This window comes from Phenylobacterium sp. (assembly GCF_020253645.1).
Classification (GTDB): Bacteria; Pseudomonadota; Alphaproteobacteria; order Caulobacterales; family Caulobacteraceae; genus Phenylobacterium.
In genome coordinates this window covers 1-13,287 of sequence record NZ_JADCBG010000116.1, presented here as the reverse complement: position 1 = coordinate 13,287, position 13,287 = coordinate 1, and the positions used below count along the sequence as shown (strand labels likewise).

Genomic DNA, 13,287 nt, shown 5'->3' with positions numbered 1-13,287 from the left:
GCCCTTTGCCAGACGGTCGTGACCCTGCCGGTGGACCCGCGTTTCCGCTCGCTGAACCTTTCCCAGGCGGTCATCATCCTGGCCTACGAATGGCGGATGGGCCTTGACGCCCGCGCGCCCGCCGCCTTCCGCCCGGGTCCGGAGCCCGCCGACGCCGCCAGCCTGATCGGGCTCTACGGACACCTGGAGACCGAGCTGGAGAACGCCGGCTTCTTCCATCCCCCCGAGAAGAAGCCCTCGATGGTCCAGAACCTGCGCGCCGCCCTTGGCCGCGCCCGGTTCAGCGAGCAGGAGGTCCGAACCTTCCGGGGGGTCATCACCGCCCTGTCCCGCGGCCGTGGCCGGGTCCTTGAAAAGATCGCGCGCCAGAAGGCCGACGCCGAGCGCAAGTCCACCTGACAGGAGCCGTCCATGTCCGACCTTGAAGCCCTCCGCGACGCCGCCCGGGCGGCCTATGTCTTCACCCTGCCGCTCATCGAGATCGCCACCACCCGCAGCCGGGGCCTGGCCGTCGGCTCGCCGATGAACAGCTTCGGGCACATGCGCAACCTGGCCGACCACACGGCCCGGAAGGTGACGACGCCGAACAACGACACCTTCTACTCCACCGCCCAGGTCGACCTGTCGGCGGGTCCGGTGACCCTGACCCTGCCGCCCTCTGGCGACCGGTACCTGTCCGTCCAGTTCATGGACGCCTACAGCAACACCTTCGCCCTCCTGGGTACGCGCACTACGGGAGGGGATGGCGGGACCTATACCCTGGTGGGCCCGGGCGACGCCGCCGAGCCGGGACCAAGGGTGCTGCGCTCACCCAGCCGGCACGTCTGGGTCCTGGCGCGGATCCTGGTGACGGGCCCGGAAGACGCCCCGGCGGCCAAGGCGGTGCAGACCGGCCTCTCCATGCAGGGCCCCGCCGTCCCGGACCCCGGTGCCTTCGCCTCCCGTGGGGCGGACTGGAAGGCCTACCTGGCCTCCGCCGCGGAGCTTATGCGGCAGAACCCACCGCCGGCGACGGACGGGCAGATGCTGCGCCGGATGGCCCCGCTGGGGCTGGAGGCCTTCGATCCCGAACGGTTCACGACGGCCGAAGCCGAGGCCATCGCCGAGGGGCTGGAGCAGGGTCGCCGGTTCGGCAGGGGCGCTGGCGGACTGACCGGCTCCAGCTTCATCGACGGCTGGTCCTATCCGGACGCCCGCCTCGGGAACTTCGGCCAGAACTACGCCCTGCGCGCCGCCGTCGCGGTGGGCGGCCTGGCCGCACTTCCGCCGGAGGAGGCCATGTACATGAGGGCCGAGGGCGAGCTGCCCCGGGCCCTTTTCGACGGCGCTCGGGCCTGGCGCCTGCACATCCCGGCGGACCGCCAGATCCCCGTCGACAGCTTCTGGTCACTGAGCCTCTACGAGGCGACGGAAGACGGGCAGTTCTTCTTCACCCGGAACGACCTGAACCGCTTCGCCATCGGCGACCGGACCCCGGGCCTGGCCTACAACCCGGACGGCTCCCTCGACATCTGGATCGGGGCCGCCTCGCCGGGGACGGAGCGGGAGTCGAACTGGCTGCCTGCGCCTCAGGGCCCCTTCGCCCTCTTCATGCGCGCCTATCTGCCCAGGCCGGAGCTCCTCGACGGCCGCTGGCGTCTTCCCCCCGTGACGCCGGCCTGACCGCGCCGGCGTTGCATTTCGCCCCCCGCTGGGGTATGGACCGCGCCTTCCGCGCGTGGGACCTTTGCGTCCGGCGCCGGCATGACGGGCAGATGCAGAGCCGCCGTTGCAATCGCGGTCCCCATGGGGCGCCGCCGGCCTGCGTCACTTGAAGAGAGACGACACATGTCGAAGCGCCACTCGGCGAAGTACAAGATCGACCGGCGGATGGGCGAGAACATCTGGGGTCGCCCCAAGTCCCCCATCAACCAGCGCGCCTACGGACCCGGCCAGCACGGCCAGCGCCGCAAGCAGAAGACCTCGGACTTCGGCCTGCAGCTGCGGGCCAAGCAGAAGCTGAAGGGCTATTACGGCAACCTGACCGAAAAGCAGTTCTCGCGCACCTACGCCGAGGCCGCCCGCCGGAAGGGCAACACCGCCGAAACCCTGATCGGCCTGCTGGAAGCCCGGCTGGATGCGGTGGTCTACCGCGCCAAGTTCGTGCCCACCGTCTTCGCCGCCCGCCAGTTCGTGAACCACGGCCACGTGATGGTGAACGGCAAGCGGGTGAACATCGCCTCCTACCGCGTGAAGGTCGGCGACGTGGTCCAGGTCCGTGAGCGCTCGCGCAACATGGCCCTGGTGCTTGAAGCCCTCCAGTCGGCCGAGCGCGATACGCCGGACTATATCGAGGTGGACGCCAAGGCCATGTCGGCCCGCTTCGTCCGCACTCCGGAGCTCTCCGAGGTGCCCTATCCGGTGAAGATGGAACCCAACCTCGTGGTCGAGTTCTACGCGTCCTGATCCGGACGCCGACCTCAGACGAACAGGGGCCCTGGAGCGATCCGGGGCCTTTTTCGTCGGCTGCGCCTTGCAGAAGCGCCCGGATCATCGCCGAATGGCGCGGTGCTGTCCCGTCGTCTCCTCCTCTGCGGAACCTTGGGTCTCGCCGGCTGTGCGAGCCTTCCGCGGACCGCGCCCTTTCCCGCCGCCGGGCCGTTTCCGGAGCTGGAGCCTGTGCGGCTTGCGCGGATCGACCCTGAGGGGCTGTCCGTGGAAATCGCCAGCCGGGGGTGTGAGGGCCGTCCCGACATCGTCTTCCATGTGGAGCGGCGGCGCGGGATCGCGACCGTCGCTTTCGCCCGTCGCCGGCTGCAGACCTGCAGGGGCGGCCCGCCAGGGTGGGTCGAGGTCGCATTCAGCCGGGACGAGCTGGGCCTGACGCCCGGCGAGCCCGTCTTCCTGCTCAATCCTCTCTGGACCGGACCGGGTCGATGAAGCGCGCAACCATCTCGACCGGCACGCGACGGGGGCGCCCGCCCTCGCGCTCGATCAGGCACCAGGTTGTCCGGACCTGGGCGCACATGGCCCCATCGGGGCCATCTATCCGGACAAAGCGGTCAAAGCGCGGCCCCTCGGCTTCCCGCGCCACCCAGGTGCGCCCCCGGGCGGTCTCGCCGGGCATGAGGGCGCGGCGATAATCGACCTCATGCCGCAGGCAGATCCAGGCCCAGCGGGCCTGGTCTTCCGGCGGCTGGCGGGCTTCCCAGTGGGAGGTCGCGAGCTCCTGCGCCCAGGAGAGATAGACCACGTTGTTGACGTGGCCGTTGGCGTCGATCTCTGCCGGAGTGGGCGTGAAGCTCCGCTGGAAAACCTGCTGGCCCTCGGGCGGTTCGAACAGGCGGCTCACGGGGCGCCGGTCAGGCCAGCAGGCCCTGCTCGGCCATGTGGGTCTTGAGCTCACCCGACTGGAACATCTCCTTGACGATGTCCGCCCCGCCGATGAACTCCCCCTTTACATAGAGCTGGGGAATGGTCGGCCAGTCGGAGAAGGACTTGATGCCCTCGCGCAGGTCCTGGTCCTGGAGGACGTCCACGCCGACATAGTCCACGCCCATGTGGTCGAGAACCTGCACCACAAGCGCGGAGAAACCGCACTGGGGCCGGTCAGGTACGCCCTTCATGAAGAGCACGACCTGGTTCTCTGCAATGGTCTTGCCGATGAAGTCATGAACCGGATTGTCGGTGGACATCTGAGAACTCCCGAGACTGGACTCCAGCTAGGCGCCGATCCGCGCCAGGTCAAGGCGGGGCGTCATCCCGCCTGGTCCGGCGTCAGGGTTTCCAGGGCCAGGGCGTGGAGCTCCCCGCCCACCTTGCCCTTGAGGGCCGCGTAGACCAGCTGGTGCCGGCGGACCCGGGGCAGTCCAGCGAAGGTCTCCGAGACAATCCGCGCACGATAGTGGTCGCCGTCGCCCGCAAGGTCCTCGATGCGGATGTCGGCATCGGGAAAGGCGGCCCGGAGTTCCGACTCGAGGGCGTGCTGTGTCATGGGCATCCGTGAATCTCCTGGGACGTCTGGCCCCCTCATGCTGGCATGTAGGGACCGGATCGGTGATTCCCAGTCAAGGAGGCTGATGCAAATGATCCTGCTGGCCATGGTCGCAGCAACGTCTCTCTTTGCAGCGCCGGACGGTCAGGCGGTTTCGTCCGAGCCCCTGGCGACGCCCGCGCGCGTGGATCACCCGCCCCTGAAGCCGGGTCTTTGGACCCTGGCCGCGCCTGACTGCCGGTTCAACCTGCGAAACTCGCTGTCGAGATGGCCCGGCTGCGCCGCCCCCCTGCAGATCGGCGAGACCGCCCTCTCGCACCCGGGGCCGGATTCGCCCGGCGAGGCGCGAAGGTACCGGTATGCGCCAGGGGACCCTGGTATCCTCCAGGTCGAGACAGGCCTCGCCGGCGCCCGGGCCTGGAGCCACTTCGGCTTCAGGCCCATGGCGGTGGACGCCGACGGCTTCATCATCCGGGCGCGCATCTGGCCCGCCCCGTGCCCGGCGGCGGGCTGCAGGGTCCGGTCCCTGTCCGCGGTGGTCGCCGCCGCCCGGCGCGCCGAGGCTTCGGCCTTCTCCGGGGCGGAGACGGATGCAGGGCGCACCGCCGTCTGGGCCCGCCGGTCGCGCTGACCCCCAGCGTCTAGGCGACGATGGCAGAGTAGATCAGGTTCTTCAGCTGACCGCGGAAGTTGAAGGTGCCCGAGGGCATGAGCTGGGTCATGAAGACCATGGTCATGTCCTCCTTCGGGTCGACCCAGAAGATGGTGGAGGCCGCGCCACCCCAGTAATAGTCGCCCACGCCGAGCGAGCCGGTCTCGACCACCCCCTGGGTGGATGCAAAGCCCAGCCCGAAGCCCACGCCCTCATTGGCTGTTTCGGAGAAGGTTCCGATCGCCAGCTGGGTGAGGTCCTTGCCGCCCGCCAGGTGGTTCATGTGCATCATCTCGAGTGTTCGAGGCCCAAGGATCCGCACGCCGTCCAGCTCGCCGCCCCGCCGCAGCATCTCGCAGAACCGCATGTAGTCGGCGGTGGTCCCCGTCAGGCCCCCGCCGCCCGACTTGAAGGCCGGCTCGCGGGCGTAATGGCTGTTCGCCGGATCGTCGATCAGCTTGAGCGTCTTGTCCGCGCCCCGCTGATAGTTGGCGCAGAAGCGATCGATCTTCTCCGGGGCCACATGAAAGGCGGTGTCCACCATGCCCAGGGGCTCGAAGATCTCCTCGCGGAGAAAGTCTGCGAAGGGCCGGCCGGAGATGATTTCCACGAGGGCGCCGCAGACGTCGGTGGCCAGGGAGTACATCCAGCGCTCGCCGGGATGGTACCGGAGCGGCACCTGCGCCAGCTTGTCCATGAACTCCGCCATGGTATCGGTGGTGTCGGACGATCGGACCTTCAGCGAGCGGTAGATCTTGTCGATGGGATGCTGGATTCCGACCCCGGGAAGGCCGCCCCCGTAGGTCAGGCCTGCGGCGTGAGACAGGACGTCCCGGAAGGAGGCCGGTCGCCGGGGACGCTCGGTGACCATGTCCTCGCCCTCGCCGGACACCCAGACCCGGTGGTTCCGCCAGGAGGGGACATAGCGGCTGACCGGATCGTTCAGCTGAAAGTAGCCCCGCTCGTACAGCATCATCAGGGCGACCGACGTAATCGGCTTCGTCATGGAGTAGATGCGGAAGATGGCGTCGTCGCGCATGGGCTTGGCGCGTTCGAGGTCCATGCTGCCGAAGGACCCGGAGTAGGCGGGAACGCCATGGCGGGCCACCGCGATCTGGCAGCCGGCGATCTTCTGCGGACCGATGTAGTTGCGCTCCAGATGTTCGCCGATGCGCTCCAGGCGCGAAAGATCGAAGCCGGTTGCGTGGGTCGCTGTCATGGATGTGTTCCTCCACATGTTCTTCTTGCGGGCGTTCCGGGGCATCATGCCTCCGACAGGCCGGGCGTGGCCAGCCCCCGAACCGAAGGAACCGCATCATGACCGAGCCCCTCGACACCCTCGCCGAGTCCATCGCCGCCCGCCTCCGCGAGCGGGGAGAAACCGTCGCGGTCGCCGAAAGTTCGTCCGGCGGGCTGATCTCCGCCGCCTTGCTGGGGGTGGCGGGCGCCTCGGCCTACTACCTCGGAGGCGGGGTCATCTACACCGCCAAGGCCCGCTTTGCTCTGCTGGACATCCCGCGTGAGGCGACAGCGGGGATGCGCTCCTCCAGCGAACCCTACGCCCTCCTGCTGGCGCGCTCGATCCGCGAGCAGTTCGGCGCCAGCTGGGGGGTGTCCGAGACCGGCGCGGCGGGGCCGACCGGAAACGGCTACGGCGATGCCGCCGGTCATACCTGCGTCGCCATCTCGGGGCCCGTCGAGACCGTGATCACCCTGGAGACGGGCGGCAGCGACCGCCGGGCCAACATGGAGGCCTTCGCCGCGGCGGCCCTGGACCTGCTCGACCGGGGGCTTGCGGCGGCGGACTGAGCCCTCAGCCCATGTAGCCGGGCAGCCAGCCCTCATGCCGGGTGCGCAGGGCGTCGAGGGAAAGACGGAAGACCCCCTCGCAGGCCAGGTCCGAGCCCCCCGCTGCGCCCACGACACGGGCCGGAACCCCTGCGGCCGAGGCCGCGGCCAGCACGGGGTCTGCGTCCGCGCAGCCCAGCAGATATCGGGCCTGGTCCTCGCCGAACAGCCAGGCCTGGGCGGTCAGGGCGGGATTCGCCTGGAGGGTCGCGCCCACATTCGAGGCGAGGGCCATCTCGGCGGCGGCGGCCAGGAGGCCGCCATCCGAAAGATCATGGACGACCTGGACCTGCCCCGTGCGGATGAGGGACCTGACGAAGTCGCCGTTGCGGCGTTCCGCAGCAAGATCCACCGGCGGCGGGGCTCCGTCCTCCCGGCCGAGGATCTCCCGCAGGTACATCGAGGCGCCGAGCTCACCCCGGGTCTCGCCCACGAGGACCAGTGTCATGCCGTCGGTCATCCCGGCGAAGTCCGCCCTGCGCCCATAGTCCGGGATCAGGCCCACGCCGCCCACCGTCGGGGTCGGAGGGATCGCCGCGCCGCTGGTCTCGTTGTAGAGGCTGACATTGCCGCTCACCACCGGGAAGTCCAGGATCCGGCAGGCCTCGGCCATGCCCTCGATGGCGCGGACGATCTGTCCCATGATCTCGGGTCGCTCGGGATTTCCGAAGTTCAGGTTGTCGGTGATGGCGATCGGGTCGGCGCCCACGGCGGTCAGGTTTCGCCAGGCTTCGGCCACGGCCTGTTTGCCGCCCTCATAGGGATCGGCAAGGACGTAGCGCGGCGTGCAGTCGGAAGTGGCGGCGATGGCCTTGCGGGTTCCGTGGACGCGCACGACCCCGGCGTCGGCGCCGGTGGCGCTGTCCTCCAGGGTGTCGGCCATGACGTGGCGGTCGTACTGCTCCCAGAGCCAGCGCTTGGAGGCCATGTCCGGGGCGGACATGAGATCCAGTACGGCGGCCGCGAAGTCCGCCGGGGCGGGGAGGGTCGCGGGATCCAACCGCGGCTGGAGGACCGGCTGACTCCAGGGCCGGTCGTAGAGGGGCGCGTCGTCGGACAAGGGCGAGAGGGGCAGGTCGCAGACCACCTCGCCCCCGTGGCGCAGGACGATGCGGCCGGTGTCGGTGGTCCGGCCGATCACCGCGGCGTCCAGGCCCCACTTCTCGAAGATGCGGCGGCCGTCGGCCTCACGGCCCGGCTTGAGGATGGCCAGCATGCGCTCCTGGCTCTCGGAGAGCATCATCTCGTAGGCGCTCATCCCCGTCTCGCGCTGGGGCACCTCATCCAGGTCCAGCTCGATGCCGACGCCGCCCTTGCCGGCCATTTCCACCGAGGACGAGGTCAGGCCCGCCGCCCCCATGTCCTGGATGGCGGCTACGGCGCCGGACGCCATCAACTCAAGTGTCGCCTCGATCAGCAGCTTCTCGGCGAAGGGGTCGCCCACCTGCACGGTGGGGCGCTTCTCCTCGGAGGCGTCATCGAACTCGGCCGAGGCCATGGTCGCCCCGTGAATGCCGTCACGCCCGGTCTTGGACCCGAAGTAGACCACGGGAAGGCCGGGGGCCGGGGCCGCCGAGTAGAAGATGGCGTCGGCGTCGGCGAGGCCCACGCACATGGCGTTGACCAGGATGTTGCCGTCATAACCCCGGTGGAAGTTGGTTTCCCCGGCGATGGTGGGCACGCCCACGCAGTTCCCGTAGCCGCCGATGCCGGACACCACGCCGGACAGGAGCCGGCGTGTGCGTGGATGCGAAGGGTCGCCGAACCGGAGGGCGTTCAGGAGGGCGATCGGCCGCGCACCCATGGTGAACACGTCCCGCATGATCCCGCCCACGCCCGTCGCCGCTCCCTGATAGGGCTCGATGAAGGAGGGGTGGTTGTGGCTCTCCATCTTGAAGATGCAGGCCTGGCCATCGCCGATGTCCACCACGCCGGCGTTCTCGCCGGGGCCACAGATGACCCTGGGACCCGTGGTCGGGAACTTCGACAAATGGCGGCGGCTCGACTTGTAGGAGCAGTGCTCGGACCACATGACCGAGAACACCCCGAGCTCCACCAGGTTCGGTTCGCGCCCGAGGCGCTTCAGGATCAGGTCATACTCGTCGGGCTTCAGCCCGAATTCGGCGGCCGTCTGGGCCATGGACTGGGTCGCGGAGGTCATGGCCCGCTTCTATCCGGACTCGGCGGCGAGGGCGATACCCGCCGCGCAGGGGGTGGTTGACTGTGTCAATTTACGGTGTACATTAAATTGGAGAAGCAGGGGGAGGATACGATGCCGGCCATCATCGACAGGCGCGTCTGCGCTGAAATCGAGGGCGATTTCGTCCTCTTCCTGATCGGCATGAGGCTGAACAAGCCCTGGAAGGTCTGGAAATGGGTTCCGGCCTTCCTGGCGATGGTGAGGATGCTCATCGAGCTCAAGAGGCGTCCGGAACTGGGCTTGCTTTCGACCCGGACCCAGTTCGGCTTCCCCAACATCTTCCTGGTCCAGTACTGGCGCAGCTTCGACCACCTGGAGACCTACGCCCGGTCGCGGGAGCTTCAGCACCTTCCCGCCTGGCACGCCTTCAACAAGGCCGTGGGATCCAACGGCGACGTCGGCATCTGGCATGAGACCTACCTGATACGCGGCGGCGGATACGAGAATGTCTACAACAACATGCCGGCCTTCGGCATGGGTGACGCCGGGCGCCTGCGGGACGCCACCGGCGCCCGCCAGGAGGCGCGTCAGCGCGTCCAGGCGACAGCGGGGCGCCCGGAAGGCGTCTGACCTCTCTGCGCCATTGCCCGAACCCGCAATGCTGGCTAGCGTCATTCCTTCGAGTCCCGCATGTTGGGGGGCGAGCGAGGAGACGCAGATGGCCAACGGCGGGATTTTCAGGCGTAAGTCTGTCGCCCAGATCCAGTCCGAGCACGAGCACGGCGAACTCAAGCGAACACTCGGGGCGCTGAATCTCACCCTGCTGGGCATAGGCTGTATCATTGGCACGGGCATCTTTGTCCTCACCGGACGCGCCGCGGCGGATTTCGCCGGTCCCGGCATCATGATCTCGTTTATCATCACCGGCACGCTCTGCGCCTTCGTGGCCCTTTGCTACGCCGAGCTGGCCTCGGTCCTGCCGGTCTCCGGCTCGGCCTACTCCTATTCCTACGCATCGATGGGCGAGGTGGTCGCCTGGGTCATGGGGCTGCTGCTCATCCTCGAATACGGTCTGGCCGGATCGACGGTGGCCGTCGGCTGGTCCGGCTACCTCGTCAGTCTCCTGAAGGACTTCAACATCATCATTCCCCCTGAACTGACGGCGGCGCCCGGCGTCGCCGTCAAGGACGCGGCGGGCAACGTCATCGCCACGGGCATGATGAACCTGCCGGCCATGGTTGCCCTGCTGGCGGTGACCGCACTTCTCGTTCGCGGAGTGACCGAGTCCACCACCGTCAACAACGTCATCGTCTTCATCAAGGTCGGGGTCGTGGTCGCCTTCATCGGGATCGGCGCCTTCTATGTGAACCCGGATCTCTGGACTCCTCTCATCCCGCCGCAGGATCCGCCCCCGCCCCCGGGGACCGCCACGGACGTCTTCAGCCAGATCTGGAGCGCCCTTGTCGGGATCGTCACCGGCGAGGAGTCGCGTTTCGGGGTCAGCGGGGTCATCCACGCCGCCGCGGTCATCTTCTTCGCCTATCTGGGCTTCGAGGCGGTTTCCACCGCCGGCGCGGAAAGCCGCAATCCGGCCCGGGACATGCCGATCGGAATCCTGGCCTCCCTCGCCATCTGCACCGTCCTCTACATCCTGACCTCTGCGGTTCTGGTGGGGATCGTACCCTACCAGTCGCTGGACAATCCTGCGCCCATCGCCCTGGCGGTGAACGAGATCGGCCTCGGCTGGTTCGCTCTCCTGGTGAAGATCGGGGCGCTGGCGGGCCTGTCCTCCGTGATGCTGGTGCTGCTTTATGGCCAGACCCGGATCTTCTACACCATGAGCCGCGACGGCCTCCTGCCGGGCGTCCTCTCGAAGGTGCACCCGAAGTTCCAGACTCCCTGGGTGAACACCCTTCTGGTCGGCCTCCTCGCCTGCTTCGCCGCCGGATTCATGTCGCTCGACGCGCTGGCGGACCTTTCCAATGTCGGCGCGCTCACCGCGTTCGGCGTTGTCTGTGCGACAGTGATCTACCTTCGATTCACCTCGCCCGATCTGAAAAGACCCTTCCGGGTTCCGCTCTACCCGGTGGTGCCGATCCTCGGTGTGCTGATGTGCGGCCTGCTGCTGCTGTCCCTGCTGACGCGGAGCGACCATACCCGGACCTTCTTCCTGGGTTATCTGGCGATCGGGATGGTGGTCTATTTCGTCTACAGCATGCGCAGCTCGAAGCTGGGCAAGGGCATCCTGGTCACCGGCCATGAAGCCCAGCCCATGGAGCTGCCGCACAAGGACGACTGACGTCCGGTCGAGGGGGTCCCTGCGGCGGGACCCCCGGTCTGACCGAAGGGGGTCAGGCGGTCTCGAGAAGACTCTGGAAGAGCAGGGCCCCGTCGGCGGATCCCAGTTCCGGCTCGAAGGCCCGGTCGGGATGCGGCATCAGGCCGAGGACATTGCCGCCGGCGTTGATGAGTCCGGCGATGTCATTCAGCGAGCCATTCGGGTTTTCGGCGTAGCGAAAGACCACCTGACCCTCGCCTTCGATGCGGGAGAGGGTCTCGGCGTCTGCGAAATAGGCGCCCTCTCCATTGCCCACGGTCATGACGGCCCGCCGGCGCGAACCGAACGCGCGGGTGAACCGTGTCTCGGGCTGGACAATGACCAGCTCGACGGGCTTGCAGACATACTTCAAGGCCATGTTGCGAAGGAGGGCCCCGGGCAGCAGGCCGCTCTCGCAGAGGACCTGGAAGCCATTGCAGATGCCGACCACGGCGACACCGCGCTCAGCGGCCCGGCGGACCTCAGTCATCACCGGGGACAGGGCGGCCATGGCGCCACATCTCAGATAGTCGCCGTAGGAGAACCCCCCGGGAAGCACAATGAGGTCAAGGCCGGCCGGCAGGGCGGTTTCCGCATGCCAGACCATGCTCACCGAGGCTCCGGTGGAGCGCTCAACGGCGACCTTGCAGTCCCGGTCGCAGTTGGAGCCCGGGAAGACGACGACGGCGGCCTTCATGGTCAGGACAACTCGATCCGGTAGCCTTCGATCACGGTGTTGGCCAGAAGGGTCTCGCACATGCGTTTCACCTCCGCCTCCGCCGCACTCGCCTCGACCCCCGCCAGGTCGAAGTCGATGGTCTTTCCGACCCTGACGTCAGACACGCCGCTCCAGCCCAGCCCGTGCAGGGCATTCTCGACCGCCTTGCCCTGGACGTCGAGAACGCCCGATTTCAGGAACACATGTACCCTGACGCGCACTAGTGCAGCCCTCCCTGGATGACTGTCGGCATTTCCTTCATGATCCCAAGTCGGCGCGCGATCTCCGCATAGCCCTCGATCGCGTCGCCCAGATCCCGCCGGAAACGGTCCAGGTCCAGCTTTTCGCGGGTCTGGGAGTCCCACAGACGGCAATTGTCCGGGCTGATCTCGTCCGCCAGCACGATCCGGGAGAAGTCGTTCTCCCAGAGCCGGCCAAACTCCACCCGGAAGTCGATCAGCGAAATGCCCACCGCTCCAAAGGCGCCGTTCAGGAAGTCGTTCACCCGCAGTGAAAGAGCCATCATGTCGTCGATCTCCTGGGTCGAGGCCCAGTTGAACGCCGTGATGTGTTCCTCGGTGACCATCGGGCTTCCGAGTTTCTCATCCTTCAGGTGGAACTCGATGATCGAACGCGGCAGGGGCTGGCCTTCCGGCAGTCCGAAGCGCTGGGCGAGCGAACCCGCCGCGGCGTTGCGCACGACCACCCTCAGGGGGATGATCTCAAGCTCCCGGATCAGCTGCTCCCTCAGGTTCAGCCGCCTTATGAAGTGGTTGTGGACCCCGATGGTGTTCAGCCGGGTCATGAAATACTCGCTGATCCGGTTGTTCAGGACGCCCTTGCCCTCCAGCACGGCCCGCTTGGCGTTGTTGTAGGCGCTGGCGTCGTCCTTGAAGTACTGGATCAGCGTGCCGGGCTCCGGACCCTCGTAGAGGATCTTGCCGCGCCCTTCGTAAATCTTTTTGCGGCGGGTGCTCATAGGCGCCTTCTCCAGGCCTCGGGGTCTCGGACGTCGTCCGGAGACAAAAAGGCGCGGGTGCGACAGCCCGCGCTCACTCGGACGACTCGACGAAGATCCCCCGTCGAGGCGCTTGTAAACTAGCCGAACCGGGGACGGTTCGCAAACAGCGCCGCTTTCCGTTGCGGACCGGCGATGCAGGCGATAGACAACTTCAGTAGCGCGTGTTTGGGAAAACCATGACCACCTTTGAAAAGCGTGAGCGGGGCTTCGAGAGCAAGTTCGCCCTCGACCAGGAACAGGAATTCAAGGCGACCGCCCGGCGCAACCGGATGCTGGGCGAATGGGCCTCGGGCCTGATGGGCCTTCAGGGCGATCAGGTCGCTGAATATGCGCGGGCTGTGGTGAAGTCCGATCTTGAGTTGCCGGGCGAGGACGACGTGCTTCGCAAGGTCTTCGAGGACCTCAAGGGGGCGGGCGTCGCGATGTCTGAGGGCGATGTCCGCAACAAGATGGGCGAACTTCTCGCCATTGCACGCCAGCAGATCCGCGACGGCGTCTAGGCGTTTCCGGACGGGTCGCCGTCCGGCGGCGCCCGCTGGCGGTCAGTCGCCGAAGACCCGGGCGAAGACGGTGTCGACCGCCTTGAAGTGGTAGCCAAGGTCAAACAGATCGGCCAGT

At 67.6% G+C, this 13,287-nt stretch carries 16 protein-coding genes and 1 pseudogene; 9 read left to right on the top strand and 8 right to left on the bottom strand.

The genetic code is table 11. From position 1 onward, the window contains the following. From INE98_RS08460 to INE98_RS08445, 4 genes and pseudogenes are all read left to right on the top strand, one after another. Nucleotides 1-399, top strand: a pseudogene (locus INE98_RS08460) (RNA methyltransferase); the annotation flags it as partial. 12 nt (nucleotides 400-411) lie between these two features. Continuing rightward, the gene (locus tag INE98_RS08455; RefSeq protein WP_293538175.1) at nucleotides 412-1,662 is read left to right on the top strand and encodes a DUF1254 domain-containing protein; all 1,251 of its coding nucleotides are present in this window, start codon (nucleotides 412-414) and stop codon (nucleotides 1,660-1,662) included. Nucleotides 1,663-1,827: 165 nt separating this feature from the next. Further along, nucleotides 1,828-2,445 carry a 30S ribosomal protein S4 gene (gene rpsD, locus INE98_RS08450; RefSeq protein ID WP_293538173.1) on the top strand — a complete coding sequence of 206 codons (618 nt, stop codon included), beginning with the start codon at nucleotides 1,828-1,830 and terminating at the stop codon, nucleotides 2,443-2,445. Nucleotides 2,446-2,547: 102 nt separating this feature from the next. Then, complete coding sequence (locus INE98_RS08445; protein ID WP_293538172.1) at nucleotides 2,548-2,919, top strand: hypothetical protein; 372 nt, start codon at nucleotides 2,548-2,550, stop codon at nucleotides 2,917-2,919. Here the strand turns inward: INE98_RS08445 and INE98_RS08440 are convergent. The 3 genes from INE98_RS08440 to INE98_RS08430 all read right to left on the bottom strand — a co-directional run bounded on the left by INE98_RS08440 (nucleotide 2,888) and on the right by INE98_RS08430 (nucleotide 3,979). Beyond that, nucleotides 2,888-3,331 (bottom strand): thioesterase family protein, encoded by a 444-nt coding sequence (locus tag INE98_RS08440; protein WP_293538170.1) that lies wholly within the window; start codon nucleotides 3,329-3,331, stop codon nucleotides 2,888-2,890. The genes INE98_RS08445 and INE98_RS08440 overlap by 32 nt on opposite strands. Before the next feature lie 10 nt (nucleotides 3,332-3,341). Next, the gene (gene grxD / locus INE98_RS08435) at nucleotides 3,342-3,674 is read right to left on the bottom strand and encodes a Grx4 family monothiol glutaredoxin (protein ID WP_293538169.1); all 333 of its coding nucleotides are present in this window, start codon (nucleotides 3,672-3,674) and stop codon (nucleotides 3,342-3,344) included. 62 nt (nucleotides 3,675-3,736) lie between these two features. Further along, nucleotides 3,737-3,979: a BolA family protein gene (locus tag INE98_RS08430; RefSeq protein ID WP_293538167.1), complete on the bottom strand. Its 243-nt coding sequence runs from the start codon at nucleotides 3,977-3,979 to the stop codon at nucleotides 3,737-3,739. Between the two features lie 79 nt (nucleotides 3,980-4,058). Here INE98_RS08430 and INE98_RS08425 point away from each other — a divergent pair, with 79 nt between their 5' ends. Then, on the top strand, nucleotides 4,059-4,604 hold the full coding sequence (locus INE98_RS08425) for a hypothetical protein (RefSeq protein WP_293538165.1): 546 nt from the start codon (nucleotides 4,059-4,061) through the stop codon (nucleotides 4,602-4,604). A gap of 10 nt (nucleotides 4,605-4,614) precedes the next feature. Here the strand turns inward: INE98_RS08425 and INE98_RS08420 are convergent, their stop codons facing one another. Further along, nucleotides 4,615-5,844: a serine hydrolase gene (locus INE98_RS08420; protein ID WP_293538163.1), complete on the bottom strand. Its 1,230-nt coding sequence runs from the start codon at nucleotides 5,842-5,844 to the stop codon at nucleotides 4,615-4,617. 98 nt (nucleotides 5,845-5,942) lie between these two features. Between INE98_RS08420 and INE98_RS08415 the strand changes: the two genes are divergently transcribed. Next, the gene (locus tag INE98_RS08415; protein ID WP_293538161.1) at nucleotides 5,943-6,434 is read left to right on the top strand and encodes a CinA family protein; all 492 of its coding nucleotides are present in this window, start codon (nucleotides 5,943-5,945) and stop codon (nucleotides 6,432-6,434) included. Nucleotides 6,435-6,438: 4 nt separating this feature from the next. Here INE98_RS08415 and purL read toward each other — a convergent pair whose 3' ends face one another. After that, the gene (purL, locus tag INE98_RS08410; RefSeq protein WP_293538159.1) at nucleotides 6,439-8,634 is read right to left on the bottom strand and encodes a phosphoribosylformylglycinamidine synthase subunit PurL; all 2,196 of its coding nucleotides are present in this window, start codon (nucleotides 8,632-8,634) and stop codon (nucleotides 6,439-6,441) included. A 111-nt stretch (nucleotides 8,635-8,745) separates the two neighbouring features. On the opposite strand from purL, the gene INE98_RS08405 reads away from it, so the two are divergent. Further along, nucleotides 8,746-9,243 (top strand): DUF4188 domain-containing protein, encoded by a 498-nt coding sequence (locus INE98_RS08405; RefSeq protein ID WP_293538158.1) that lies wholly within the window; start codon nucleotides 8,746-8,748, stop codon nucleotides 9,241-9,243. An 88-nt stretch (nucleotides 9,244-9,331) separates the two neighbouring features. Beyond that, a complete protein-coding gene (locus INE98_RS08400) occupies nucleotides 9,332-10,912 on the top strand; it encodes an amino acid permease (protein WP_293538156.1) in 1,581 nt (526 codons plus the stop codon). Nucleotides 10,913-10,964: 52 nt separating this feature from the next. Here INE98_RS08400 and purQ read toward each other — a convergent pair whose 3' ends face one another. From purQ to INE98_RS08385, 3 genes are read right to left on the bottom strand one after another with little or no spacing between them, the layout of a single operon-like run. After that, entirely contained in the window at nucleotides 10,965-11,627 is a 663-nt protein-coding gene (gene purQ / locus INE98_RS08395) for a phosphoribosylformylglycinamidine synthase subunit PurQ (protein WP_293538154.1), read from the bottom strand. Nucleotides 11,628-11,629: 2 nt separating this feature from the next. Next, a complete protein-coding gene (purS, locus tag INE98_RS08390) occupies nucleotides 11,630-11,869 on the bottom strand; it encodes a phosphoribosylformylglycinamidine synthase subunit PurS (RefSeq protein WP_293538152.1) in 240 nt (79 codons plus the stop codon). Next, a complete protein-coding gene (locus INE98_RS08385; protein WP_293538150.1) occupies nucleotides 11,869-12,627 on the bottom strand; it encodes a phosphoribosylaminoimidazolesuccinocarboxamide synthase in 759 nt (252 codons plus the stop codon). Before INE98_RS08385 ends, purS begins: the two co-directional genes overlap by 1 nt. Nucleotides 12,628-12,845: 218 nt before the next feature. On the opposite strand from INE98_RS08385, the gene INE98_RS08380 reads away from it, so the two are divergent. Then, nucleotides 12,846-13,169, top strand: coding sequence for a DUF1476 domain-containing protein (locus INE98_RS08380; RefSeq protein WP_293538148.1), 324 nt, complete (start codon nucleotides 12,846-12,848; stop codon nucleotides 13,167-13,169). The last annotated feature ends 118 nt before the right edge of the window (nucleotides 13,170-13,287 follow it).

Coding starts and splice junctions, on each gene's coding strand:
- INE98_RS08455 (WP_293538175.1), top strand. CDS start 412: ATGTCCGACCTTGAAGCCCTCCGCGACGCCGCCCGGGCGGCCTATGTC.
- rpsD (WP_293538173.1), top strand. CDS start 1,828: ATGTCGAAGCGCCACTCGGCGAAGTACAAGATCGACCGGCGGATGGGC.
- grxD (WP_293538169.1), bottom strand. CDS start 3,674: ATGTCCACCGACAATCCGGTTCATGACTTCATCGGCAAGACCATTGCA.
- INE98_RS08430 (WP_293538167.1), bottom strand. CDS start 3,979: ATGCCCATGACACAGCACGCCCTCGAGTCGGAACTCCGGGCCGCCTTT.
- INE98_RS08425 (WP_293538165.1), top strand. CDS start 4,059: ATGCAAATGATCCTGCTGGCCATGGTCGCAGCAACGTCTCTCTTTGCA.
- INE98_RS08420 (WP_293538163.1), bottom strand. CDS start 5,844: ATGACAGCGACCCACGCAACCGGCTTCGATCTTTCGCGCCTGGAGCGC.
- INE98_RS08415 (WP_293538161.1), top strand. CDS start 5,943: ATGACCGAGCCCCTCGACACCCTCGCCGAGTCCATCGCCGCCCGCCTC.
- purL (WP_293538159.1), bottom strand. CDS start 8,634: ATGACCTCCGCGACCCAGTCCATGGCCCAGACGGCCGCCGAATTCGGG.
- INE98_RS08405 (WP_293538158.1), top strand. CDS start 8,746: ATGCCGGCCATCATCGACAGGCGCGTCTGCGCTGAAATCGAGGGCGAT.
- INE98_RS08400 (WP_293538156.1), top strand. CDS start 9,332: ATGGCCAACGGCGGGATTTTCAGGCGTAAGTCTGTCGCCCAGATCCAG.
- purQ (WP_293538154.1), bottom strand. CDS start 11,627: ATGAAGGCCGCCGTCGTCGTCTTCCCGGGCTCCAACTGCGACCGGGAC.
- INE98_RS08385 (WP_293538150.1), bottom strand. CDS start 12,627: ATGAGCACCCGCCGCAAAAAGATTTACGAAGGGCGCGGCAAGATCCTC.
- INE98_RS08380 (WP_293538148.1), top strand. CDS start 12,846: ATGACCACCTTTGAAAAGCGTGAGCGGGGCTTCGAGAGCAAGTTCGCC.